The 24,851-nt window shown below is 40.3% G+C and carries 29 protein-coding genes and 1 riboswitch; of the genes, 11 read left to right on the top strand and 18 right to left on the bottom strand.

Translation table 11 applies throughout. The features are described 5' to 3' along the window. Positions 1 to 98 precede the first annotated feature (98 nt). From recN to CFS04_RS07260, 15 genes are all read right to left on the bottom strand, one after another. Complete coding sequence (recN, locus tag CFS04_RS07330) at positions 99 to 1,781, bottom strand: DNA repair protein RecN (RefSeq protein ID WP_088809964.1); 1,683 nt, start codon at positions 1,779 to 1,781, stop codon at positions 99 to 101. An 18-nt stretch (positions 1,782 to 1,799) separates the two neighbouring features. Beyond that, a complete protein-coding gene (gene ahrC / locus CFS04_RS07325) occupies positions 1,800 to 2,249 on the bottom strand; it encodes a transcriptional regulator AhrC/ArgR (RefSeq protein WP_088809963.1) in 450 nt (149 codons plus the stop codon). A gap of 173 nt (positions 2,250 to 2,422) precedes the next feature. Further along, positions 2,423 to 3,244 carry a TlyA family RNA methyltransferase gene (locus tag CFS04_RS07320; RefSeq protein WP_088809961.1) on the bottom strand — a complete coding sequence of 274 codons (822 nt, stop codon included), beginning with the start codon at positions 3,242 to 3,244 and terminating at the stop codon, positions 2,423 to 2,425. Next, positions 3,241 to 5,142 (bottom strand): 1-deoxy-D-xylulose-5-phosphate synthase, encoded by a 1,902-nt coding sequence (gene dxs, locus CFS04_RS07315; protein ID WP_088809959.1) that lies wholly within the window; start codon positions 5,140 to 5,142, stop codon positions 3,241 to 3,243. The genes CFS04_RS07320 and dxs overlap by 4 nt, the downstream gene beginning before the upstream one ends. 188 nt (positions 5,143 to 5,330) lie before the next feature. Further along, complete coding sequence (locus tag CFS04_RS07310; protein WP_007474297.1) at positions 5,331 to 5,531, bottom strand: cold-shock protein; 201 nt, start codon at positions 5,529 to 5,531, stop codon at positions 5,331 to 5,333. A gap of 183 nt (positions 5,532 to 5,714) precedes the next feature. Then, a complete protein-coding gene (locus tag CFS04_RS07305) occupies positions 5,715 to 6,596 on the bottom strand; it encodes a polyprenyl synthetase family protein (protein ID WP_088809957.1) in 882 nt (293 codons plus the stop codon). A 2-nt stretch (positions 6,597 to 6,598) separates the two neighbouring features. Next, a complete protein-coding gene (gene xseB, locus CFS04_RS07300; protein ID WP_088809956.1) occupies positions 6,599 to 6,829 on the bottom strand; it encodes an exodeoxyribonuclease VII small subunit in 231 nt (76 codons plus the stop codon). After that, positions 6,830 to 8,173, bottom strand: coding sequence for an exodeoxyribonuclease VII large subunit (xseA, locus tag CFS04_RS07295; protein WP_255377780.1), 1,344 nt, complete (start codon positions 8,171 to 8,173; stop codon positions 6,830 to 6,832). 15 nt (positions 8,174 to 8,188) lie between these two features. Further along, positions 8,189 to 9,043, bottom strand: a complete 855-nt coding sequence (folD, locus tag CFS04_RS07290) for a bifunctional methylenetetrahydrofolate dehydrogenase/methenyltetrahydrofolate cyclohydrolase FolD (protein WP_088809952.1) — start codon at positions 9,041 to 9,043, stop codon at positions 8,189 to 8,191. A 79-nt stretch (positions 9,044 to 9,122) separates the two neighbouring features. Beyond that, positions 9,123 to 9,506, bottom strand: a complete 384-nt coding sequence (gene nusB / locus CFS04_RS07285; protein WP_088809951.1) for a transcription antitermination factor NusB — start codon at positions 9,504 to 9,506, stop codon at positions 9,123 to 9,125. A 25-nt stretch (positions 9,507 to 9,531) separates the two neighbouring features. Then, positions 9,532 to 9,939: an Asp23/Gls24 family envelope stress response protein gene (locus tag CFS04_RS07280; protein WP_007543544.1), complete on the bottom strand. Its 408-nt coding sequence runs from the start codon at positions 9,937 to 9,939 to the stop codon at positions 9,532 to 9,534. Between the two features lie 3 nt (positions 9,940 to 9,942). Further along, on the bottom strand, positions 9,943 to 11,307 hold the full coding sequence (accC, locus tag CFS04_RS07275) for an acetyl-CoA carboxylase biotin carboxylase subunit (protein WP_088809949.1): 1,365 nt from the start codon (positions 11,305 to 11,307) through the stop codon (positions 9,943 to 9,945). Positions 11,308 to 11,320: 13 nt separating this feature from the next. After that, positions 11,321 to 11,797, bottom strand: coding sequence for an acetyl-CoA carboxylase biotin carboxyl carrier protein (accB, locus tag CFS04_RS07270; protein ID WP_088809947.1), 477 nt, complete (start codon positions 11,795 to 11,797; stop codon positions 11,321 to 11,323). Positions 11,798 to 11,943: 146 nt separating this feature from the next. Then, positions 11,944 to 12,501, bottom strand: coding sequence for an elongation factor P (efp, locus tag CFS04_RS07265; protein ID WP_088809945.1), 558 nt, complete (start codon positions 12,499 to 12,501; stop codon positions 11,944 to 11,946). A gap of 77 nt (positions 12,502 to 12,578) precedes the next feature. Next, complete coding sequence (locus CFS04_RS07260) at positions 12,579 to 13,640, bottom strand: Xaa-Pro peptidase family protein (RefSeq protein ID WP_088809944.1); 1,062 nt, start codon at positions 13,638 to 13,640, stop codon at positions 12,579 to 12,581. 311 nt (positions 13,641 to 13,951) lie between these two features. Between CFS04_RS07260 and CFS04_RS07255 the strand changes: the two genes are divergently transcribed. From CFS04_RS07255 to CFS04_RS07235, 5 genes are all read left to right on the top strand, one after another. Further along, positions 13,952 to 14,860: a DUF1385 domain-containing protein gene (locus CFS04_RS07255; RefSeq protein ID WP_088810045.1), complete on the top strand. Its 909-nt coding sequence runs from the start codon at positions 13,952 to 13,954 to the stop codon at positions 14,858 to 14,860. Between the two features lie 6 nt (positions 14,861 to 14,866). After that, a complete protein-coding gene (locus tag CFS04_RS07250) occupies positions 14,867 to 15,142 on the top strand; it encodes a hypothetical protein (RefSeq protein ID WP_088809943.1) in 276 nt (91 codons plus the stop codon). A gap of 43 nt (positions 15,143 to 15,185) precedes the next feature. After that, on the top strand, positions 15,186 to 15,569 hold the full coding sequence (locus CFS04_RS07245) for a rhodanese-like domain-containing protein (protein WP_088809942.1): 384 nt from the start codon (positions 15,186 to 15,188) through the stop codon (positions 15,567 to 15,569). Between the two features lie 56 nt (positions 15,570 to 15,625). Further along, positions 15,626 to 16,249, top strand: a complete 624-nt coding sequence (locus CFS04_RS07240) for a pentapeptide repeat-containing protein (RefSeq protein WP_088809941.1) — start codon at positions 15,626 to 15,628, stop codon at positions 16,247 to 16,249. Between the two features lie 101 nt (positions 16,250 to 16,350). Further along, the gene (locus CFS04_RS07235) at positions 16,351 to 16,890 is read left to right on the top strand and encodes a hypothetical protein (protein ID WP_088809939.1); all 540 of its coding nucleotides are present in this window, start codon (positions 16,351 to 16,353) and stop codon (positions 16,888 to 16,890) included. A 43-nt stretch (positions 16,891 to 16,933) separates the two neighbouring features. Here CFS04_RS07235 and gcvPB read toward each other — a convergent pair whose 3' ends face one another. The 3 genes from gcvPB to gcvT are packed head-to-tail and all read right to left on the bottom strand — an operon-like array spanning position 16,934 to position 20,858. Next, complete coding sequence (gene gcvPB, locus CFS04_RS07230; RefSeq protein WP_088809937.1) at positions 16,934 to 18,388, bottom strand: aminomethyl-transferring glycine dehydrogenase subunit GcvPB; 1,455 nt, start codon at positions 18,386 to 18,388, stop codon at positions 16,934 to 16,936. Next, complete coding sequence (gene gcvPA, locus CFS04_RS07225; RefSeq protein WP_088809935.1) at positions 18,385 to 19,743, bottom strand: aminomethyl-transferring glycine dehydrogenase subunit GcvPA; 1,359 nt, start codon at positions 19,741 to 19,743, stop codon at positions 18,385 to 18,387. The genes gcvPB and gcvPA overlap by 4 nt, the downstream gene beginning before the upstream one ends. Positions 19,744 to 19,772: 29 nt before the next feature. Continuing rightward, a complete protein-coding gene (gene gcvT, locus CFS04_RS07220; RefSeq protein ID WP_088809933.1) occupies positions 19,773 to 20,858 on the bottom strand; it encodes a glycine cleavage system aminomethyltransferase GcvT in 1,086 nt (361 codons plus the stop codon). Between the two features lie 81 nt (positions 20,859 to 20,939). Next, positions 20,940 to 21,030, bottom strand: a riboswitch (glycine riboswitch). A 345-nt stretch (positions 21,031 to 21,375) separates the two neighbouring features. On the opposite strand from gcvT, the gene comGA reads away from it, so the two are divergent. Genes comGA through comGF form a run of 6 tightly spaced genes read left to right on the top strand, consistent with a single transcriptional unit; the run spans position 21,376 to position 24,825 of the window. Further along, a complete protein-coding gene (gene comGA, locus CFS04_RS07215; protein WP_088809932.1) occupies positions 21,376 to 22,386 on the top strand; it encodes a competence type IV pilus ATPase ComGA in 1,011 nt (336 codons plus the stop codon). After that, a complete protein-coding gene (gene comGB / locus CFS04_RS07210) occupies positions 22,373 to 23,404 on the top strand; it encodes a competence type IV pilus assembly protein ComGB (protein WP_088809931.1) in 1,032 nt (343 codons plus the stop codon). The genes comGA and comGB overlap by 14 nt, the downstream gene beginning before the upstream one ends. A 13-nt stretch (positions 23,405 to 23,417) precedes the next feature. After that, positions 23,418 to 23,732, top strand: a complete 315-nt coding sequence (comGC, locus tag CFS04_RS07205) for a competence type IV pilus major pilin ComGC (RefSeq protein ID WP_088809930.1) — start codon at positions 23,418 to 23,420, stop codon at positions 23,730 to 23,732. After that, on the top strand, positions 23,732 to 24,148 hold the full coding sequence (comGD, locus tag CFS04_RS07200; RefSeq protein ID WP_255377776.1) for a competence type IV pilus minor pilin ComGD: 417 nt from the start codon (positions 23,732 to 23,734) through the stop codon (positions 24,146 to 24,148). Before comGC ends, comGD begins: the two co-directional genes overlap by 1 nt. Further along, positions 24,135 to 24,419, top strand: coding sequence for a type II secretion system protein (locus tag CFS04_RS07195; RefSeq protein WP_088809929.1), 285 nt, complete (start codon positions 24,135 to 24,137; stop codon positions 24,417 to 24,419). Before comGD ends, CFS04_RS07195 begins: the two co-directional genes overlap by 14 nt. Further along, positions 24,373 to 24,825 carry a competence type IV pilus minor pilin ComGF gene (gene comGF / locus CFS04_RS07190; protein ID WP_088809928.1) on the top strand — a complete coding sequence of 151 codons (453 nt, stop codon included), beginning with the start codon at positions 24,373 to 24,375 and terminating at the stop codon, positions 24,823 to 24,825. Before CFS04_RS07195 ends, comGF begins: the two co-directional genes overlap by 47 nt. The last annotated feature ends 26 nt before the right edge of the window (positions 24,826 to 24,851 follow it).

Here is a 24,851-nt window from a genome sequence, read left to right as displayed (position 1 = left end):
CTACATTAAAAATTAGTAGTTGTTTTTATAGGTAGGTAATAAAACTTACTCTTATATTTTAAACAAAAAGCTTTTCGTATGCAAGCAATTTTATTTTTTTATCGTGCGGATTTCGTCTTACTTGCTTGGGAAAGCATTTCTTCCGCATGTTGTTTCGCTAGCTCAGTAACTTCTGTCCCCGCAATCATCCGACTGATCTCCAAACTTTTTTCAGCTCCGTGAAGAATTTCCACGTTAGTAGACGTTCGTTCATTTTCAATATTTTTCGTAATATAGTAATGATGATCCGCCATTGCCGCAACTTGCGGTAAATGCGTAATACAAAGGACTTGTGATCCCACCGAAACCGCGTAAATTTTTTCAGCAATAGCCTGTGCCACGCGCCCGCTTACTCCCGTATCCACTTCATCAAAAATAATCGACGTAATCCCTTGATGCTTCGAAAAAATCGTTTTCAGCGCCAACATCATACGCGATAGCTCACCGCCTGAAGCAATTTTCGTCATCGGTTTTGCCGGCTCCCCGGGATTTGTAGACATATAAAAAACCACTTCATCTTGCCCCGTTTCTGAATACTCTTCTTTGGTTGAAAAATGGACCTCAAATATGGCTTTTTCCATATACAGTTGACTGAGTTCTTGCTTAATTTGCGCTTCCAATTGGGTGGCGGCTTTTTTTCTTAGGGAAGTTAGGCGCGTGGCTTTTTCAGCGACTTGTTTTGCCAGCCGTTCGACGTTTTCCGAAAGTTCACCAACATGTGCTTCGCTATTCGCGAGTTTTTGAATTTCATCTTGGATTTCAAGATGGTAAGCCATTATGTCTTCCACCTTTTTCCCGTATTTCCGTTTCAATTGGTTCATTTCCGCCAAGCGATTTTCAATTTCGTTCAATTGCTCTGGCTGGAATTCCATCTGCTCAAGCGCCTGTCTAATTTGCATCGCCGCATCTTCCAATTGGTAATAGCTTGATGCAATGGTTTCGTGTACGCTATCAAAATCGGGCGACACGCCTTTTGCCGTTTCCATCTGATGCATCGCCTCACTCACAGCTGAAAGTCCGCCAGAGTCTGCTTGAAGCGCACTATACGCGCCATTCAAATTTTCATTTAATTTCTCGAAATTGGCCAGAATATTTTTTTCCGCAAGAAGGGTTTCTTCTTCGCCAGCTTCCAAGTGGGCAGCTTCAATTTCCTGATTTTGAAATTGAAGCATATCTAAACGCTGAGCGAGTTCTTGTTCATTTTTTGTGAAATCGCGAAATTCTTTTTGCGCCTTTTTATACAAAGTAAAAGTTTCTTCATATTCTTGAAGCGGTTTTGTTTCGCCGCTGTACCGGTCGAGAAGTGTAAGGTGAAACTCGTCATGCATCAACTCTTGGTGCTCATGCTGACTATGAATATCAATTAATTTGGAACCAATATCTCGAAGAAGCACTGTTGTCACAAGCTTCCCGTTTATGCGACAAACATTTTTCCCGCTTCTAAACATGGTTCGCTCTAAAACAACCATATTATCCGTTGCATCGATACCGTTCTCCGCAAGTGTTTTTTGCGCAGCGATGTTATCTTCTGCAAGGATAAATAAACCTTCTAAAGAAAGCTTATCTTCGCCGTGGCGAATGAAATGACTTGATCCCCGGCCACCTACAAGTAAACCGAGAGCATCGATAATAATCGATTTCCCAGCACCTGTTTCACCGGTTAAAACGGTCATTCCTTCTTCAAAAGACAGAGAAAGAGATTCAATGATAGCCAAATTTTTAATCGTTAATTCTTGTAACACCTGCCGAAGTCCTCCTTTTTATAACATTTCCACTAAACGTTCTGAAACTTTTTGTGCGTCTTCTTCCGAGCGACAAATAATTAGACAAGTATCATCGCCACAAAGTGTTCCGGCTTTCTCAGGCCAATTTAAATTATCGAGCAAGGCGCCGATTGCGTTTCCGTTTCCCGGCATTACTTTTAAAAGCAATATAAACTGAACTGTATCAATACTAATAAAGCAGTCAACTAGCGTACGCTTTAATTTTTGCTGTGGGTTGAATTTGTTATCAGCAGGCAAACTATACTTATATGTTCCATTTTGTGTTGGCACTTTCACCAAATGAAGTTCCTTAATGTCACGAGAAATGGTTGCCTGCGTAACTTTCACGTCACGCTTTTGCAAAAGTTCTACTAATTCTTCTTGCGTATCAATCTCATTTGAAGTTACAAGTTCACGGATAATAATGTGTCGATGACCTTTATTCACTATTTTTCACCTCGCGTTATTTTTTATATCTCCATATTAACGAAAAAATCGCATAAAGTCACGGATTTAACGCAAATATTTTTTGAATTGACAAATTTTTATTTATTCATGAGGGTTTATATTTTTTGTAAAATGCGTATAAAATAAAAAAACCAGCATAAAAAACTGGTTTTCTAGTCTAATTGTGTATGTGCAAGCGCAACAATTTTTTCTAGCGCGTGGCTCTCTAATAAAATTTCACCTGATTCATTTCCCGTCCATTTAAGATGCGCAATAAATTCAATATTCCCTTCGCCACCTGTAATCGGTGAGAAATCAATGCCTAGCACATTAAAACCAAGCTTTGCGGCTTCCGTTAAAATATCTTCTAAAACCGCTAAATGAATTTTAGGATCGCGCACAATACCTTTTTTCCCAACATTTTCTTTCCCTGCTTCAAATTGCGGTTTAATCAGTGTCATCACATCGCCGCCAGTTACAAGCACCGTACGCAAAACAGGCAATATAAGCTTTAAAGAAATAAATGAGACATCAATGGTCGCAAAATCTGCTAAGCCAAGCGCGAAATCTACGGGTGTGACATGCCGGAAATTAGTTCGCTCCATCACGGTAACCCGCGAATCATTGCGCAGCTTCCAAGCTAACTGGTTATAGCCTACATCAAGCGCATATGAATGTTTCGCCCCGTTTTGAAGCGCACAATCTGTGAATCCTCCTGTAGATGAGCCAATATCAAGCATCAATTTATCCCGCACATCAAAATCAAAAACTTGCAGTGCTTTCTCAAGTTTTAATCCGCCTCGACTGACATACGGCAAAGTTTTTCCTTTCACGCGTAGTGCGCTATCCACAGGAATTTTCTCGCCAGGTTTGTCGATTCTCGTATCCGTCCGGAAAACAATTCCCGCCATAATGGCGCGTTTTGCTTTTTCCCTCGTTTCAAAAAGGCCTTGTTCCACTAGCAAAACATCCGCGCGTTCTTTTTTTACACTCATAATAAATTCGCCTTTTGCTTCCCGAAACGCGCAAGCATTTCTTTTATTTTCATTTCAATGCCAGAAACCGATAAGCCATATTCCTCTAAAATGACTTCTACTGAACCGTGGCTTATAAATTCATCTGGCAAGCCTAGTCGACTAATAACACTGTCGCTATACCCATGTTCTTCTGCAAATTCCAAGACCGCACTGCCGAATCCACCCGCTAAAAGGGCTTCCTCAACCGTTAAAATCGGCATTTTTTTCGCAAAAAGTTGGTGTAAAAGAACTTCGTCAAGCGGTTTGATGAAGCGAGCATTAATAACGCCGACGCGTAATCCTTGTTTGCGTAAGTGGAGAGCCGCCTCACAAGCGATAGAAATGGTTGTGCCAAATGTCAAAATTGCAGCATCTACTGGTTCAATCAATGTTTCAAATTCCCCAATGGGAAGAGCTTCTGCTGCTCCGCTCAAATCAACGCCTAATCCGTTGCCTCTTGGGTAACGAAGTGCGAATGGACCTTCAAACTCATAAGCAGTCTGAATCAGTTGGCGTGCTTCAAATTCATCTTTTGGCATCGCAATCACGATATTTGGAATTCCGCGTAAAAAACTAATGTCAAAAATACCTTGATGCGTCTCACCGTCCCCGCCTACAAGGCCAGCTCGGTCAATTCCAATTATCACATTTAAGTTTTGTCTGCAAACATCGTGGACAACTTGGTCGTAGCCGCGCTGTAAGAAAGTGGAATAAATTGCTAAAAACGGCTTTAAACCTTCCGCAGCAATTCCAGCAGCGAGCGTAACGGCGTGTTGTTCGGCAATCCCTACGTCGAAAAAGCGTTCTGGAAATTCTAAAGCAAATTTTTCTAGCTTAGAGCCGACTGGCATAGCTGGTGTAATCGCAACAATTCGCTCATCTTTTTTCGCTAGTTCCAAAATGCCTTCACTAATGATCTCACTCCATGCCGGCGCATCTGTTACAGGTTTAATAAAAGCACCTGTTTCAACTTTGTACGGTCCCGTGCCGTGCCATGTTCCTCGCTTATCAGTTTCAGCAGGAGCATAGCCTTTTCCCTTCGTCGTGACAACATGAATAAGCGTTGGCCCCTTCACCTTTTTAGCAAATTCAAGATTCGTAATTAAATCTTGATAGTCGTGACCGTTCACCGGTCCTAAATATGTGTAACCCATTTCTTCAAAGAAAGTTCCTTGGACGAGCAAATATTTTACGCTATCTTTTACTCTTTCTGCAAAACCAGCGATTTTATCTCCCGCTGTAGGAATTTTTTTCATTGCCGCCTCTAAATCTTTTTTGGCACGTTTAAATTTACCCGAAGTTCGTAGCTTTCCGAGCATATTGTGCATCGCACCAACGTTTGGTGCAATCGACATATTATTATCATTTAAAATTACAATCACTTCTTTTCCCATATCGCCTATATGATTAAGTGCCTCTAGCGCCATTCCGCCTGTCAAAGCACCGTCACCGATAATAGGCACGACATGAAAATGTTCGTTTTTTATATCTCGCGCAATTGCCATCCCTGCTGCTGCGGAAAGAGAAGTAGAACTATGTCCCGTTTCAAAAACGTCATGAGGAGATTCTTTTCTTTTTGGAAAACCATCTAATCCGCCCTGTTGCCTAAGTGTATCAAATTTATCTGCCCTACCCGTTAAAATTTTATGCACATATGACTGATGCCCAACATCCCAAATAAATTTGTCATCTGGGCTTTGGAAAGCATAATGAAGTGCAATCGTCAGTTCAACTACACCTAAATTAGGTCCAATATGGCCACCTGTAACCGAAGTAGATTCAATCAAAAACTTTCTAATCTCTGCGGCTAACTCTTCCATTTCAGGTATCGCCATATCTTTTAAGAAGGCAGGATCCTTAATTTTAAAAAGATCCAATAGAAACAGCTCTCTTTCTTCATAATTTAATAAAAAGTGCCCATTCTATTTGGGCTTATTTGCCATTACTTGAAATCATTATATCATTTTCAATCTGTTTCACCAAGTGAATTCAAGTGAAAATACTTTTAGACAACAAAAAAAGCAAACCTCAAAATTGAGATTTGCTTTTGATTTTAAAATAGTAATTACGCTTTGTTAACGTTAGCCGCTTGTGGTCCACGAGCGCCTTCTTCTACGTCAAAAGTAACTGCTTGACCTTCGTCTAAGCTTTTAAAACCATCAGATTGGATAGCGCTGAAATGTACGAATACATCGTCTCCACCTTCACGTTCGATAAATCCAAAACCTTTTTCTGCGTTAAACCATTTTACTGTACCTTGTTCCATTTTAAATATTCCTCCTCGTGCTCCCGAGCACATTATATTGTACTATTCTTGCTTATGGCACGAGATGGAATGCTGTTCACAATCGTATCCTTACCCACAAAAATAATGCTATTTAAGCATATCACGTAAGAATCAAAAAAGCAAATGTTTACCTCAAAATAGTGAAACAATTTTTACAACTATTCAATCATCTCGCTTCACAATTAAATCAGCTAGATCAATTAAGAAATCCGTTTTTAAATCGCTACCTTGAAGTGCTGCAATTGCCAAATGATAATGCTCGTCTAACGCTTGCTTTGCACCGTCAAGTGTTAATAAACTTGGATAGGTGCTCTTTTGGTTTCGCTCATCAGAACCTGTTTCCTTACCTAATTTCGCTTTATCCCCTGTCACATCCAAAATGTCATCGCAAATTTGAAAAGCGATTCCAATATTTTGAGCGTACGCACTCAAGCGTTCCTGCTGACTAGCTGACGCATTTCCTAGCACGCTGCCCGCATAGACAGCCGCATGGAGCAGTGCTCCCGTTTTCCGCACATGGACTGATTCTAGCTCCTCAAGCGTGAGTTGTTTGCCCTCGCCCGTTAAATCTGCTTGCTGTCCGCCTACCATACCAAGAGCGCCAGCGTTTTTGGCGTAACATTGAATAATTTTTATCCGTTTATTAGCATCAATCGTTTCATCGTTTGCTACTTCCGAAAAAGCCATCGTTAGGAGAGCATCTCCTGCAAGAATAGCCGTTCCTTCATTAAATTTCTTGTGGTTCGTTAGTTTGCCGCGGCGATAATCATCATCATCCATCGCAGGTAAATCATCGTGAATTAAGCTGTATGTATGAATCATTTCGATCGCGCTCGCCGCGTGGCTACCTAAGTTTTTGTCGCCTGATAAAGCATCGATTGTCGCAAATAGCAAAAGTGGACGAATTCGCTTTCCACCAGCTTGAAGCGAATAGTGCATCGCTTCTTTTAAAAGTGGTTCAATCGCTTCGTTTTCAACTGCGGAAAAGAGGCGTTCTTCAAGTTTTGCTTTATACGTATCTATAAAAGCATCAATGCTTGACAATGTTATTCGCCCTCCACTTCAAACGGCTTCTCTTCGTCCGTTTCCGTTACCACTTTAGCCATCTTCTCCTCAGCCGCTTGTAACTTCGTTTGGCAAAGTTTCGTTAACTCGATTCCTTTTTGATACATATCAAGCGATTCCTCTAAAGATGCATCGCCACTTTCTAAAGCTTCCACAATTGCTTCTAGTTCCTTCATCGCTTCTTCAAAACTTTGTTGTTTTTTTGTTGCCATTTATTTTTCCTCCTCTTTGCTCATCACATTTGCCAGAAAGGCTCCGTCGCTTAAAACAACCTTCACTTCATCACCCGCAGAAAGTTCGCGCACTTCTTTCACGACCTTTCCGGCTTTATATGTCACCCCGTAACCTCTTTTTAGGAGGGAAAGCGGACTTAAAAGTTCCAACGCCGAAATATGCTTTTCAAACTCATATCGCTTCAATTTGATGATATCAGTCGTAGCAACTTGTAATCGCCCCGCCAGTTCCTTTGTGTCGCGTTTTGCATCCGCCACTAGGCGTTCGGGTAAAACCAGTTGTAGCCGATTGGAAAATTGTGTCAGACGCGTTTCTTGTTGCCAAATAACCCGCGAAAATGCATTTTGCATCCGCCCCGAAAAATAATCCAAACGTTCAGTCTGCTCATCAAGCAATTTTCTTGGCCCACGTAGCAAAAGTCGCTCCCGCTTCGCTCGCAAATTGACTTCAGAACGCTCTAAAGTTTGCCGCATTAAATTTGTTAGCCGATACTTCCGTTCAAGTAAACGTTCATTTAAATCTTGATAGTGTGGCACCGCGAGTTCCGCAGCAGCAGTTGGAGTCGCCGCCCGAACGTCCGCCGCAAAATCAGCAAGCGAAAAGTCCGTTTCATGCCCCACCGCTGAAATGATAGGCACGTCGGAATCGAAAACCGAGCGTACTACGATTTCTTCATTGAATGCCCAAAGCTCTTCGAGTGAGCCACCGCCTCGTCCAATAATCATCAGATCAATGTCGTTGCGCGCATTAATACGGGCAATATTTTCTGCTATTTTACGAGCAGCCGTTTCTCCTTGAACAAGTGTTGGGAAAACGAGTACTTCCACACTGGGCATTCTGCGGTGAATCGTCGTCAAAATATCGCGTACCGCAGCCCCAGTTGCACTTGTCACGACAGCAATTTTAGAAGGGAAAGAAGGAAGCACTTTTTTATGCGCTGCATCAAAAAGTCCTTCCTTGTCTAATTTAGCTTTTAATTGTTCAAATTGAACGTATAGCGCACCGACGCCGTCTGGTTCCATGCTGTCCACGTAAAATTGATAGCGTCCTGCCTTATTGAAGACGGACACTCGACCGGTCACGAGAACGTTCATGCCATCTTCTGGTTGAAATGGCAATTTGGCAACTGATTTTGCAAACATGACAGAACGAAGCATGGCCGCTTCATCTTTTAACGTAAAATAAATGTGGCCGCTCGCAGGTGTTTTTAAATTCGAAATTTCCCCTTTGACAAAAACTTGTTTTAAATATGGGTCTGCCTCAAATTTGCGTTCAATGTATTTTGTAAGTGCTTCAACTGTTAAATATTTTTCTTGCAAAATCATCACGTCCAATTTTTATTGCTTATTATAAATTCGTTTTGCGGCTTTTAGCGTGTTCGTAAGGAGCATTGTAATCGTCATTGGACCAACGCCGCCTGGAACAGGTGTGATATAGCCTGCTTGTTGGAAGACATCGTCATAATCGACATCGCCGCACAATTTGTTGTTTTCATCGCGGTCCATGCCGACATCGATGACAATTGCGCCTGCTTTGACATAGTCTTTTTTCACAAATTTAGCAAGGCCGGTTGCGACAACTAAAATATCCGCTTCACTTGCGACTTCTGCTAAATTTTTTGTTCGGCTATGCGCAATTGTTACGGTTGCATTTTCTTGCAATAAAAGTTGCGCAACTGGTTTTCCGACGATGTTACTTCGTCCAATGACAACCGCGCGCTTACCTTCAATTGTTTCACCTGTTGATTTGATGAGCTCAATAATCCCTGCTGGCGTGCACGGAACAAGCGAATCTTTGCCAACGAATAAGTTGCCGACGTTAAGAGGATGGAACCCGTCTACATCCTTCAGTACGGAAATCGTGTCAATGACCTTTTCCTCCGAAATATGTTTAGGAAGTGGCAGTTGCACTAGAATCCCGTGAATGGTTTCGTCTTCGTTTAGATCTTTGACGGTTTGGAGCAGCTTTTCTTCTGAAACATCTTCTGGAAGTTCGATAAGTACTGACTTCATGCCGCTTTCTTCTGTGCGCTTTTGTTTATTTCTTACATATGTACGTGACGCTTGGTTATTTCCTACGAGCACAACTGCAAGCCCTGGTTGTTTGCCTTCGCTTTTTAGCGCGCTAACTTCTTTCGTTACATGTTCCTGAATCTCTTTTGCTAATTTTTTACCATCAATAACTTGTGCCATCTTCATTGCCCCCTTGAAAACTTATGATTAAATAGACTTGGCGAAAAATACTTTTTTCACCAAATCTACAGTAAAACCATTAATCGTTTTGTGCAATATTTGCGAGTACGCCATTGATAAATTTGCTTGCTTTTTCATCGCTATAAATCTTTGCGATTTCAATTGATTCATTTAAACTTACACGATCTGGCACATCTTCTAAAAAGAGCATTTCAAATGCGCTAACTCGCAAAATGGAGAGGTCAACTTTATTTAAGCGGCTTAGTTGCCAATTATCTAGATGTGCTTCGATTTTTTGATCAAGTTCGCTTTTATGTTCTGTCACTCCATTTACAAGTGTTTCAACATAATCATCTTGTTCCTCATCCATCACATTTTGAATCGCCTGCTCGACTGGCATTTCATTCAATTCCATTTGGAATAAAGCTTGAAGCGCTCTTTCGCGTGCTTCTCTTCTTTTCATTTTAATACTCCTTTAAAAACGTCTCTTAAAATGTTAGGTCATCAAAAGAAAGCGATTCGGTTTTTTCAAATTGAACGCCTACAATGTGCACATTGACTTCTAAAACATGAAGTCCTGTCATGCTGAAAATTGTATCGCGAACCGTATTTTGGATGCTTTCAGCGACTAGCGGAATGCTTGCACCGAATAAAACTGTGCAATAGATTTCAACCGTGATGCCTTCTTCTAGTAAATCCACTTTGACACCTTTACGATAGTTCACTGCCCCGCCAAAACGTTCACGCATTTCTGTCGCAAAACCGCCTTGCATGGCCGCCACTTGCTCTACTTCATTTGCTGCAAGTCCAGCAATGACACCAATAACCTCAGGCGCAATTTCAATCTTCCCAAGTGGTTCGTCCTGTCCTTTACGTAAATCTTTTGTATAGGCCATAAATTACTCCTCCTCAGTGTTTTTCATTACATCATTTTTTTCTAAAAACTTCGTATTGAAATCTCCTGAACGAAACGCCTCTGTTTCAAGCACTTTTATGTGGAATGGAATGGTGGAAGGAATTCCATCAATCGCAAATTCGGAAAGCGCGCGTTTCATTTTTTCGATAACTTCTTCGCGTGTATCGGCGTAACAGATTAATTTTGCAATCATTGAGTCGTAAAACGGCGGAATTTTATAATTTGGATAGGCTGCCGAATCGATTCGAACACCGTTTCCACCTGGCGGCAAGTAAAATTTAATTTCACCTGGCGCTGGCATAAAGTTGCGTTCTGGATTTTCAGCATTAATGCGGCATTCCATTGCCCAACCGCTTAATTTCACGTCTTGTTGCTTGATGGTTAATTCTTCACCAGAAGCTACTAAAAACTGTTGTTTCACGAGGTCAATCCCTGTAACAAGTTCAGTAACAGGATGTTCAACTTGAATACGCGTATTCATTTCCATGAAATAAAAGCTTTTTTCTTTTGGTTCGTAAATGAACTCAATTGTGCCGGCGCCTGAATAATGAACAGCTTTTGCCGCTTTAACTGCAGCGCGTCCCATTTTTTGTCGTGTTTTTTCATCGAGGGCTGGTGATGGACTTTCTTCAATTAGCTTTTGTAAGCGGCGTTGAATGGTGCAGTCGCGTTCCCCGAGGTGAATAACGTTGCCATGATTATCCGCCATAATTTGAATTTCCACATGTCTAAAGTCTTCGATGAATTTTTCAATATAAACACCCGGATCACCGAATGCTGCTTCAGCTTCTGCTTGGGTCGTTTTGATACCAGAAATTAATTTCTCTTCACTCTCCGCAACGCGAATTCCTTTTCCGCCGCCGCCAGCTGTTGCTTTAATGATGACTGGATAGCCAATTTTCTTAGCAATTTTCTTACCTTCTTCGGCATCTTGAACGATTCCTTGTGAGCCGGGAACAACTGGAACTCCGGCTTTCCGCATCGTTTCGCGTGCAACATCCTTCGTTCCCATTTGCGAAATAGCTTCCGCGCTTGGGCCGATAAAGGTAATATTGCAATCAGCACATAAATCCGCAAAATCGGCATTTTCTGCTAAAAAGCCGTATCCGGGATGAATAGCATCACAATTTGTTAAAACAGCGACGCTAATAATATTTGACATGTTTAAATAACTATCTTTTGTTGCGGCTGGACCAACGCAGTAAGCTTCATCAGCTAATTGACTATGTAAAGCATCGCGGTCAGCTTCAGAATAAATCGCAACCGTTTCAATTCCCATCTCTTTTGCAGCACGAATAATACGAACGGCAATTTCGCCACGATTGGCAATCAATACTTTTTTAATCATTTCGCATTACTCCTTATTTTTTTCTAACTTTAAAGAGAGGTTGACCAAATTCAACAAGTTCCCCATTAGAAACTAAAATTTCAGCAATCTCACCGTTTAAGTCAGCTGTAATTTCATTGAATAATTTCATCGCTTCTACGACACAAACAATTGTGTTGTTTGACACTTGAGAGCCAATTTCAACAAATGGCGGTTCGCCTGGGCTACCAGATGTATAAAACGTTCCTACCATTGGAGAGGTAATTACTTCTAAATCGCTTGTTTCCACTGGTGCTTCGGACACGACTGGAGATGGCGTATTTTCTACAACATTTACTTTTGGTGCAGCTTCAGGCAGAACGACTTGTCCTACTTCACTTAGTGCATGGGAAACTACGCCACTGTTTTTCTTTATAGAAAGCTTTGTTCCCTCTTGGTCTAATTCAAATTCATTTAAATTGGAATCGTCAATCAGCTCAATAAGCTGTTTAATATCATCAAATGATAGCATTTTTTTCTACACTCCTTAACATATCTAGTTCACAAACTAATTTCATTGTACCATAATTTCTTTTTAAATGGATAAATCACACGCTCATATTTCAATTTTTTCACAAAAAAATAGTACCTATCGGTGGATAAGTACTACTTCTTTTACTAAGCACGTGATACGTAACTAGCTTCTGTTGTATTAATCACAAGTGTGTCCCCTTCGTTTACGAAGAATGGCACCTGAACAACTAAGCCTGTTTCAAGTGTTGCTGGTTTAGAGCCTCCAGATGAAGTATCACCTTTAATTCCGGGTTCAGTTGCAGTTACTTCTAACTCAACTGTGTTTGGCAAGTCTACACCAATTGTTTCGCCTTGATACATGATGATGTTGATTTCCATATTTTCTTTTAGGAATTTCAACTCATATTCAATTTGCGTTGCTGGCAATTCAATTTGTTCATAAGATTCGTTATCCATGAACACGTGATTTGTGCCATCTGCATATAGATATTGCATTTTACGGTTATCAATTTGTGCTTTGGCTACTTTTTCGCCGCCGCGGAATGTTTTTTCTTGAATCGCGCCAGTACGTAGATTGCGTAGTTTAGAGCGAACAAAAGCGGCTCCTTTACCTGGCTTCACGTGTTGGAAATCCAAAACGCGCCAAATCCCATTATCTACTTCAATTGTAAGACCAGTACGAAAATCGTTAACTGAAATCATCTTTTTTCCTCCTGTAAATCCCATTTTCTTAGTTCTTACTTATTTAACCACAAATGGCTAAAAGTTACAAAGAAATTTTATAAAATAATGAGCTCTTTTGGCGAATGAATTAAAACCTCATTCCCTGTTTCTGTAATTAAAATATCGTCCTCGATACGTACACCGCCAATTCCAGGTAGGTAGATGCCTGGTTCGTCAGTCACTACATTGCCGGCAACTAATTTTTGCGGACTCTTCATCGATAAGTTTGGACCTTCGTGGATTTCAAGTCCGATACCATGACCTAGAGAGTGTCCAAAATCCTCACCATAGCCGAAAGAAGCAATGTGATCACGCGCAATTTCATCCGCCTCGATGCCAGTCATACCAGGTTTTAATGCCTCAATAACTTTAAGTTGCGCATCTAGCGTAATTTGGTAAATCTCTTTTAATTTTTCGCTTGGTTCGCCCATCGAAACTGTTCGCGTCATATCGGAACAGTATCCATTGTAATAGCAACCGTAATCCATTGTTACAAAGTCGCCTGTTTCAATTTTTTTATCAGATGCCACTCCGTGTGGAAGCGCCGAACGAATACCGCTTGCCACAATGGTATCGAACGAAGATGAAGTCGCGCCTTGTCTGCGCATAAAGAATTCAAGTTCATTGGATACTTCAAGCTCTGTCATGCCAACTTTCATAAAGCGAATGATATGTTCAAACGCGGCATCTGCAATTTCGCATGCAGTTCGAATTTCTTTTAATTCGGCTTCTGTTTTCACTTGGCGCATCTTTTCAAAAAATCCTTGAACTGGAGAAAGTGCTGCAGAAAATATTTGTTCCATTCCTTTAAATTCAGCAACAGTAACATAAGCTTCTTCAAAAGCCAATGTTTTTACACCATTTTTTTGGAGTAATTCTTCGACAGTTTCAAAGATTGGTCCTTGGTGCTTCACAATTTCATAACCTACAGCTTGTTTAGCGGCTTGTTCCGTATAACGGAAGTCCGTCACAAAATAAGCTTTTTGGGGCAAAATTAGCGCCACACCACTCGTACCAGTAAAGCTAGAAACGTAACGTCTATTATATTCGCTCGTCACAAGAACGGCTTCCATTTTTTCATTGACAAGTGCTTGCTGTATCCTTGATAATCGATTCATTTTTAACTTCCTCCCTATATGTAAGTTTCGTTTTTTATTTTACCATAAGTCGCGCACAAAAACTCATCCGAGAGCTGGATGAGTTTTTGCGGTATACCATTTTTTAGTGAAGTGAGGTAGAACAGCCCAAAACGCATTGGACTACTCTTTTTATAGCCTTTTTTTATAAAATTAAAACATTCAAGAAAAAGTCAGCAACAACCTGTGCTTCCTGTGTTATAATTAGTTTTTAGAAATCATAAAGGCTGGTGAACTTGTTGGAAGATAGACAAAAACCTGCTTATGGTGGTCAAGCAGTCGTTGAAGGCGTCATGTTTGGCGGCAAAAAGCAAACCGTTACAGCCATTCGCAGACTAGACGGTACGATGGAGTACTTTTATTTAGAAAAAAATAGCCCTCAATGGGTTACGACTTTAAAGCGCATTCCTTTTTTAAGAGGTATTGTGGCACTCGTTGAATCTAGTGCCATTGGTTCCAAACATTTAACGTTTGCAACTGATCGCTATGATGAAGATCCAAATCAACCTGAAGTGGAAGAAAAAATTGAGAAAAAAGAATCGAAAGTTGCCCTCTGGCTCGGCGTTGCGGTTATTGGCGTCCTTTCATTTGTTTTCGCGAAATTCGTGATGACGCTGATTCCAGTGTTTCTCGCACAGTTTTTCCGTTTTCTTGTTCCAGGTGATGTTGGACAAGTCATTTTAGAAAGCTTTTTTAAACTTTTATTGTTGCTAACTTACATTTTTGCCATTTCACAAACCCCCATTATCAAGCGGGTTTTCCAATATCACGGTTCCGAGCATAAGGTGATCAACTGCTATGAAAACAACCTCCCTCTTACGGTAGAAAATGTTCAAAAGCAGTCGCGGCTTCATTATCGTTGTGGGAGCAGCTTCATTTTATTCACCGTAATTGTCGGGATGTTCATTTACTTCTTAGTGCCAACTGACCCGCTGTGGCTCCGTGTTGTGGATCGTATCTTGCTCATTCCGGTTGTGCTAGGCGTTGCATTTGAAGTGCTGCAACTAACAAACAAGTGTCGGAACATTCCCGTTTTGCGCTTCCTAGGCTATCCAGGACTCTGGCTTCAACTTATCACAACAAAAGAGCCTGACGATTCACAAGTTGAAGTTGCTATCGCTTCTTTTAATGAACTTTTGCGCGTTGAAAAAGAAGGCGTTCCAGAAGATGAATTGCCTCAAAATTTAGAGTTACTGGAGTAGATGAATATGAAAAAATCATCCAAAATCATTTTGACTCTAATTGTTGTACTGTGCCTGATTGGCATCTTTACAGGTGGCGCGATTTCACTTGTCACACTCATTATCATTGGGGCGATTTCCGCTCTTTTACTCTTTGTTTTATTTCATTTTATTGCAGCTCCAAAAGCGTCAGGATACAAAAAAGCGGTGAAGCAATCTAAGCAACTTCGCCGAAACGAAGAAAATCGCATTTCAAAAAAGAAAAAATCTTCGTTCAAAGTCATTGATGGTGGGAAAAAATAAGTTATAATAGAATTGATGTTGTATTGGAAAGGAGTTTACAGAATTGGATTTCAGTTGGATTTTAGCCATTGCCATTTTACTGATTTTACTTGGTTATGAAGTATATCAGCTAATTATGCGCAGAAAAGCAATCACCGTTTTATCAGAAGAAGAGTTTAAGGAGGGGTATCGCAAAGCACAGCTTATTGATGTGCGCGAGCCTAATGAGTTTGACGGCGGTCACATTTTAGGAGCACGAAACATTCCTGTGACGCAACTTAAACAGCGTATTTCTGAGTTCCGCAAAGATCAGCCCATTTACTTATATTGTCAGTCCGCACAGCGTAGTAATCGTGCAGGCATCATGCTTTATAAGCGCGGCTACCGGAATATTTACCAGCTAAAAAGCGGTTTCCGTAAATGGTCAGGTAAAACAAAAGCGAAATAATCATGAAAGCCGTCTCCGTTTACGAGGCGGCTCAAATTTTATAAAGGAGCCTATATATGTCTAAAATAGTAGCACCGAAAATTCCTCATCATTTAACAAATGCGTTTGAAGCAGACTTAACCGATTCTTATATGCAGCACATCCTTTTTACAGGCGCTTTCCCACTTCCAGAAACAGAAAGTCTTGTCATTAATCAGTCAAAATTTGAAAATGTCTTTTTCGAAGGTCGTTATTATCCGAAATTTGACCTGACTGATGTTCTTTTTGAAAAATGCAATTTATCAAACGTAACCCTCTATTCAAGCACTGTTCATCGCGTAACATTTAGCGATTGCAAATTGACTGGCGTTGATTTTTCCGACAGCTTGCTACACAATGTGACCTTCCAGAATTGTTTGCTCGATTTAGCAGGGTTTAGTTTTTCAAAATTTAAAAATGCCACATTTATAGATTGCCAATTGACTGGCGCAGAATTTGAAAGCACTGAATTCAAACAATTTTCATTTCAAAATTGCCTTTTAACGGACTGCCTTTTTGCTAATACTTCGCTAAGCGGGCTTGACTTCACAAGCTGCACATTTGAAAAACTAATTGCTTCGATTGAATCACTAAAAGGACTAAAAGTGAACGAGGGACAAGCCTTAAAATTATCCACCCTGCTCGGCATCATTATTGAATAAAATCAGACTAAATACTGACTTAGTTTCCATCTATCGTTGGTTATAAATCCTCTATTTTCTCGTTAAAATAATGGTATCGATATAAAAAGGGGATTTCAAAAATGAAGATATACATACTTTTAACTAGCACCAATACTCTACTCGCAAGAACGATTCAAAAATCAACAGGATTTCCGTTCTCACACGTATCACTTGCATTAGATGCTTCACTTTTTAATACATATAGTTTTGGAAGAAAAAGTGATTTAAATCCATTTCAAGCTGGTTTTGTTCGAGAAAACATGCATGAGCCAATATTCCAAAACGCAACCTGCATCATTTACGAACTTCAAGTTTCAAAAGAAAAATATGCACAAATTAAACGCTCCATCCATAAAATGAAACGCCGAGAAAAACTTTATCGCTATAACTTCTTAGGTCTGTTCGCTATGCTTTTCCAAATTCCCTATAAACGGGAAAACCACATGTTCTGCAGTCAATTTGTTGGGCAGACACTGCTTGAGGCTGATATTAAAATTGATAATATCCCTCCTGAATTGTTAAAGCCAAGTGACTTTACAGCGTTTGAACCATTGAATGAAGTTTTCTCTGGGCAATTGAAAGACTATCCAATTTTTGAAAAAGACAATAAAATTGCTTAAAAAAACCGGGAAGAAGAGCTAACCTCTTACTTCCCGGTTTTTATTATTTCTGATAACGAAGTACTGGTTTTCTTGCAGCACGCGTTTCATCAAGACGTTTTACATACGTATCATGCGGCGCTTCTTGGACGATTTCAGGATCATCTTCTGCTTCTTTTGCAATTTGTAACATCGTATCGATGAATTTATCAAGCGTTTCTTTTGATTCCGTTTCTGTTGGCTCAATCATCATCGCCTCTTCCACAATGAGTGGGAAGTAAACTGTTGGCGGATGGAAATTATGATCTAACAGACGTTTCGCGATATCTGTCGTTCTGACGCCAAGTTTCTTTTGACGATTGCCGCTAAGGACAAATTCGTGTTTGCAGACTTGGTCGAACGGGAGATCAAACGCTTTTTCAAGCCGGCGCATCATGTAATTGGCGTTTAAAACGGCGTACTCGGTTACTTTTTTGAGTCCGTCTGGGCCCATGGTGCGGATATACGTATACGCCCTGACGTTAATTCCGAAGTTCCCATAATAAGGTTTTACACGGCCGATAGATTGCGGGTAGTTGTAATCAAACGTGTAGTTTTCCCCTTCTTTCGTTAAAACAGGCGTAGGCAAGAATGGGATTAAATCTTTTTTGATTCCAATTGGACCAGAGCCAGGTCCACCGCCGCCGTGCGGACCGGTAAATGTTTTATGCAGATTTAAATGCACCACATCGAATCCCATGTCCCCTGGACGCACCTTTGCCATAATCGCATTTAAATTTGCCCCATCGTAGTATAGCTTTCCTCCCGCAGCATGAATGATTTCCGCAATTTCCACGATGTCTTTTTCAAAAAGACCGAGTGTGTTTGGGTTTGTCAGCATGAGCGCGGCTGTATCTTCGCCAACGACAGTGCGCAAATCTTCAACATCAACAAGTCCTTTTTCGTTCGATTTCACGGTCACTACTTCAAAGCCTGCGACGGTTGCAGAAGCTGGGTTCGTGCCGTGCGCAGAATCAGGAATAATCACTTTCGTACGCTTCGTATCCCCGTTTGCTTCGTGATAAGCGCGAATCAGCATCAGGCCAGTCCACTCGCCCTGCGCCCCTGCTGCTGGCTGTAATGTTACTTCGTCCATGCCCGTAATTTCCACTAGACTCGTTTGCAAATCATATAAAAGAGCCATCGCGCCTTGCACGGAACTTTCAGGCTGATACGGGTGAATGTTCGCAAATCCAGGAAAACGTGCTACTTTTTCATTAATTTTTGGATTGTACTTCATCGTACATGAACCGAGCGGATAAAAGCCTGAATCTACGCCAAAGTTATGGTTGGAAAGCTCGGTGTAGTGACGCATAATTTCAAGTTCGCTAAGCTCTGGTAAATCAGCTTTTTCCGAACGAATATAGCTCGACTCAAAAATATCTTCTAAGTTCGTTTCAGGAACATCTTGCTCTGGCAGACTAAAACCGATACGCCCAGGCACGGAACGTTCGAATACAAGTTTCATCGTTTCACTCATTTTACTCCCTCCAAACTCTCTACTAATGCTGTAATAAAGGCATCGATTTCGTCTTTCGTGCGCATTTCAGTTACGGCGACAAGCATATGATTCGCGTATTGCGGCGCATAGAGCCCTAGATCAAAACCGCCAATAAAACCGCGCTCAAGTAGCATTTCATTAACGTGTTTCACTGGCTCATCTAACTTCACGACAAATTCATTAAAGAAAGCGTCCGAGAATAAAACGGTAAAACCAGCCGCTTGAAACGCACTTTTAGCATAATGAGCTTTATCAATGTTTTGCTTGGCCATTTCTGGAAGCCCGTTCTGACCAAGCGCGACCATTGCAACAGAAGAAGCAAGCGCATTTAACGCCTGATTCGAACAAATATTTGATGTTGCCTTATCACGGCGAATGTGCTGTTCACGCGCTTGGAGTGTCAATACATAGCCACGTTTTCCGTTCTCGTCAACCGTTTCACCGACTAATCGTCCTGGAACTTTACGCATTAATTTTGTCGTACACGCGAAATAGCCACAGTGCGGGCCACCAAACGATTCAGGAATCCCAAACACCTGCGTATCGCCAGCCACAATATCCGCCCCAAACTTCCCAGGTGGGGTTAAAATTCCTAAAGCGAGCGGATTACTTGAAACAATGAGTAGTCCTTTTTGTTCGTGAACAATCGCTTCAATTGCCGCTAGATCTTCTACTTGTCCATAAAAATTAGGATAACCGACAACGACACCGGCAACCTCATCGTTCATAGCCAATTTAAGGGCCGCTAAATCCGTTTTTCCGTCCTTTTCAGGGATGAGCTCTACTTCGACATGTTGCCCACTTGCATACGTCCTTAACACGTTAATGGATTCAGGGTGAACCGCCTCAGATACTAACACTTTCTTCCGCTTTGTATGCCCTGATGCAAGCATAGCCCCTTCAGCGAGTGATGTTCCGCCGTCATACATCGACGAGTTCGCTAAATCCATTCCCGTCAACTCTGCAATCATCGTTTGAAACTCAAAAATCGCCTGCAATTCCCCTTGCGAAATTTCTGGTTGGTACGGCGTATAAGCCGTGTAAAATTCAGAACGCGAAATAACATGGTCCACAATTGTTGGAATGTAGTGCGAATACACGCCCGCCCCTAAAAATGAGGCTGTTTCTTGCGTATTCACATTTTGTGCAGCGAGTTTCGTAAGTTCACGCAATAAGTTGGGTTCCGAAATGGCCGGTTTTAAATCATAATCCCGATTGAATCTAATTTTCTCAGGAATATCCGTGAATAAATCTTGGATGGAACTGACCCCAATTGTTTCTAACATTTCTTTTTCATCTTGCTCCGTCATTGGTAAGTAGCGAAATTTTGACATGTTCTTTCCTCCTTTTAATGGCGTAAAGTTTATTTTCCTCGCTTATAAAACGGCGTTTCAACAACGACTGCTTTAAGTTTCTTGTTGCGCACTCCGACTTCAAGCTCAACTCCAAGTTCTGCGTAATTCGAGTCAATCAAGGCAAGACCTAAGTTTTTCCCTAAAGTAGGTGATTGTGTGCCCGATGTAATCTTCCCGATTTCCTTCTCGCCTAAGTAAACAGGATAATCGTGTCTTGGTATCCCGCGGTCAAGCAGCTCCACCCCAACAATCTTACGCGGTACGCCCGCTTCTTTTTGTGAAATGAGCGCTGCTTTTCCAATAAAGTCAGGCTCTTTTTTTAGCTTTACGGCGAAATTAACGCCTGCTTCAAGTGGCGAAATTTCTTTTGATAACTCTTGACCGTAAAGTGCTAAATTGGCTTCAAATCTAAGCGTATCACGTGCGCCAAGCCCAATTGGTTTTGCTCCTGCACTCACAACTGCTTCAAACACGGTAACCGCATCTTTAGCCGCCATATAAATTTCGAATCCGTCTTCACCTGTATAGCCGCTTCGCGAAATGATTGCGTCTACTCCAACTACCTTTTCCTCTACAAAACCAAAGAATGGAATGCTCGCCAAATCGGCATCTGTCAGGCTTTGCACAAGTTTCTCGGCATTCGGTCCTTGAACCGCTAGTTGGCCATATTCTGATGAAACATTTTTAACTTCTACATCTTCACTAGCATGTTCTTTTAGCCAGTTAAAGTCTTTTTCTGTATTCGCAGCGTTGACAACGAGTAGATAATCTTCATCGTTGCGTTTATAAACAACTAAATCATCTACGGTGCCCCCGTCTTCGTAACACATAATATTATATTGCGCGCGTCCATCTTTTATGTTCGCAATATTATTTGTTAACATTTTTTCTAAGTATGCGGTGCTCTCTTTCCCTGTCACATGAATTTCCCCCATGTGTGAAACATCAAATACTCCAACATCGGTGCGAACTGTTTCATGCTCGGCTTTTATCCCTGCAAATTGTACTGGTAAATCCCATCCCCCGAAATCAATTGTCTTGGCTCCGTACTTCCCATAAATGGAGTGAAGCGGTGTCTGTAATAGCTCTGCCAAAATGAAAACCTCCTTTTAAATTTAAGCATAGGAAAAAGGCTTACTAAATCATAAGCCCTGTCGTAAAAAACTCCAGAGTTGCGTCCCATAAACATCCTTTTGCCTGAGAGTTTCACATACTTCATGCTTTCCCCGTCGGCGCTGTTTTAACAGTCTCTCTGTTTATTTTCAACCGCGTTTTACATATGTATCCTGCCTTTTCCTATAGCTTATCACGCCTTGCAACGTTCGGCAAATTATACGTTCTAGCGTATATAAAAGTATTTTCCAAAGGATTCGTTCGTAATGAAAGGGCTTTATTTATTTCCACTCATAAAAACGTACGCATAGTTATCGAATTCACAAAGTTTTGCTACTGGAAAATTTTTTTATGAAGTGATTATTTGTTTTTGGCGTCAATTAAGCGTTTGCATTTTTATAAAGTTGTCGAAATTTCATTTTCGGGCGGAAAACCCCTTTTATACCAAAAAGGAGTTGTTGTGTATGTGGCGAATATAATTAGCAAGAGGTGAATTTTATGCCCCAACTTTTTTTTGATAGTATGTTAGAACAATGTTTTGAGCTGCGTGCAAGCGATTTGCACTTGCACCCTTCTATAACTTGTTACCTTGTGAGAATTCGTGTTTCCGGTAAGCTCCACCCGCTAGCCACTATCCCATTTGATCTTGGCGATAAGTTAATTTCTTTCTTAAAATTTAATGCTCAAATGGATATCGGCGAAAAGCGTAAGCCGCAATCTGGACAATACGAGCGCATCATCAAAAATCAGACAATCGCTCTTAGAGTATCTACACTTCCAAATAAAACTGGAAGGGAAAGTATGGTTTTGCGACTCTATCATTATGAGAAGCCACTGCCATTTTTAGAAACAACTCTTTTTTATGCTACAGCAAAATCTATTTTCGAATGTTGTGCTTCTAAATCAGGTTTATTTCTATTTTCTGGCAGTACCGGAAGCGGTAAGTCAACATCTATGTATAGTCTTGCTACTGAATTAACGCGGCATACACATAAACAAGTTATCACTATTGAAGATCCTGTCGAACATCTTCATCAAGAATTTTTACAAATTGAAGTGAACGAACGCGCGGGCCTCACTTATGGAACTATTATCCGTGCGATTCTAAGACATGATCCAGACATTCTTATTATTGGTGAAATTCGTGATAGTGAGACCGCACAGATGGCAATTCGAGCAGCTCTAACAGGGCATCTTGTTATTAGTACTATCCACGCAAGTAGTTTAGATGGCATCATTGCCAGGTTAGCTGAATTAGGCATATCCAAAGAAAATTTGGCGCATTGCTTACTTGGCATAAGTTTTCAAACAATACATGCGCTTTATTGCCCGCTATGCTTAAGTTCTTGCCAACTTTTTTGTACACATCTTTCAAGAAAACGTACGGTTCTTTATGAAATCGAAACTCGGCAAATCAATCTTCTGCAAATGCTAGAAGGACAACGAAATACCCCCACATTATCACTTAACAAACAATTTCAGAAAGGACTCTGCTATGGCTTTTTTTAATCAATCTGACTGGAATAAAGATGGCGATTTCCTAGTTCGCCTTTCCGAACTTTTAGACAAAGGTTTTCCAATTGATACAGCTATCGCCTATCTAGCCATCACTTCAAAAAAAGAAAAAAGACGCTATCTTATCATGCTTGAAACATTGAATACGGGTGCAAACTTTTCAATCGCTTTACAAAAAGCAGGTTTTCCTTCCTTCATTTCGGCACCTGTCCTTTATGCAAATGAACATGGCTATTTTAACGAAACCCTGTTAGAGTGCGGCAAGCTACTAAAAAGAAAAGCCGAACAACAAAAATCTCTTAAAAAGACATTTCAATATCCGGCTGTTCTCTTTTCAACTGTTATCATCGTATTTTTCTTGTTACGGATTTTCTTGCTGCCGAAGTTTGACCTGCTGTTTAAGCAAATTGCTAACGGTGAAAATGCATCTGGTCAGTTCTCATATTTCTTACTACAACAATTACCGATTATATTATTTGGCCTGATGCTAGGTTGCTTCTTCCTATTCTTATTCATTTTAAGCAGGAGCAAACGAAAAGATGCTTTAAAACGCGCCTTGTTTTTCAATAAAATCCCTATCGTTTCAAGTTTTACGCGTATTCACTATTCTCAACTATTCGCGAGAGAATGTGGTTATTTATTGAAGAGCGGTCTTTCTATTCAACAAACTTTTCAGCTCTTCATGCAAAAGAAATCCACTTCTTTTTTTATGAATATAGGCGAAAAATTTACGATTTCCTTAGAAAAAGGGCTTTCTTTTACGGAAGCTGCAAAATCTATTGGAATCTTTGAAAAAGAGCTTGTTTATATTATTAAACACGGCGAGAAAAATGGTACTTTGTCAGATGAACTTTTATTTTATTATGATTTTTGTCATAGTAAAATGCTCGAAAAAACAGAAAAACTTTTTGGCTATATTCAGCCAGCTGTATTTCTTATTATCGGCATTTTAATTATTTCGATTTATTTATCAATCCTCTATCCCATGTTTTCAATGGTTAATCAAATCTAAAAGGAGTGTTTTCATGTTTAAAATTAATTGGAAAGACAATCAAGCGTTTACTTTAGTGGAAATGTTAATCGTTCTGCTCGTCGTCAGTGTTCTGTTACTCCTAACGATTCCGAACATCGTGAAGCAAAGTAAATCTATTAATGATAAAGGTTGTACTGCTTTTATTTCTGTTGTAGAAAGTCAAGTCCAAGCTTATCAATTAGAATTCAATCAAGTTCCTAGTTTCGCTGATTTACTCGCGAAAGGTTATCTATCTCAAGATCAAAAAAGCTGCCCGAATGGAAAAAGCGTTCAAATTGATGCTTCAGGAAATGTAAAGGAAAATTAGTGAAAAGAAATAGCTTTACACTCATTGAAATGTTGTTTGTTTTACTGATTTGCAGTTTAACCATTCAATTAACAATTACTCCTGTTCACCGCCTTATCGATCAAATTGCAGAAAAAGAGATGCTTGAGCAAATCAAAGCGGATATTTTTTTGGCCCAAACTATCGCGATTACAAACGGCGAACGAACAGAAATCATTTTTAATCCCTATCAATTTCAAATGGTTGTAGGTGGGCAAACACGCTATACAGAAAAATTTCCTAAGTCGCTAAAAGTTGTTCAACTAGAAAAATTCCAATTTCTACCAGATTCTGGTCATATTAATCGTTTTACAACCGTACACTTTAAAGGGCTTACACGTGACTACAAGTGGATCTTTCAAATTGGGAAAGGACGTTTTAGAATTGAAGAAGCCTAACGGTTTTACGCTGCTTGAAAGTATTTTTTCGCTTAGTATTTTAGTTTTGATCACGTCTTTTATTACGCCATTAATTTTGTTCATGCTTAGTCAACTTGAAACCGAGCGAGATTTAACGATACTTTATCAGCACCTACACGATCAAGCTCGGGCCCATCAATCTCCCCCTTTCAAAAAAGAAATTGATGGTTATTATATTGAGCAATTAAAAAAGGAGGAGATTTGTGGTTGGTCGAGTAAAAATAAAAAATGTCTCCCTCTCGCCGAATAAAAATGCCTTTAGTCTGCTAGAATCTATCATGGCTCTTTTAGTAACAATCATTATTTTTACAATGATCCCTTTCTTACTGCAGACCGAAAAAAAGATATTGAATGTGACGAATATTTCTCATAGTGCAGAATGGCATATTTTTGTGAAACAATTACGCGAAGAGATTGGAAACGGGAAAATTCATATTCGTTCAGACAATAAATTCTGTTCGATTTCAAACAAAGAAATTTGTTACGAATTCTATAAAGATGTGATTCGCAAGCAAGTTGACGGGAAAGGTCATGAAACGTTGCTTACAAATGTCGCTCAATTTTCAATGTATTTAAATGATGCGGAACTAAGTTTGAAAATCAAAACAACTGCAAATAAAAATTTCACTACCATGCTTATGATGGAAAGGGAGTGAGTTAATTTTGAAGAACGGCTTTTCTC

It is taken from the genome of Listeria sp. ILCC796, assembly GCF_900186175.1.
Taxonomy (GTDB): Bacteria; Bacillota; Bacilli; order Lactobacillales; family Listeriaceae; genus Listeria; species Listeria goaensis.
This window is presented reverse-complemented; position numbering and strand designations above follow the sequence as displayed.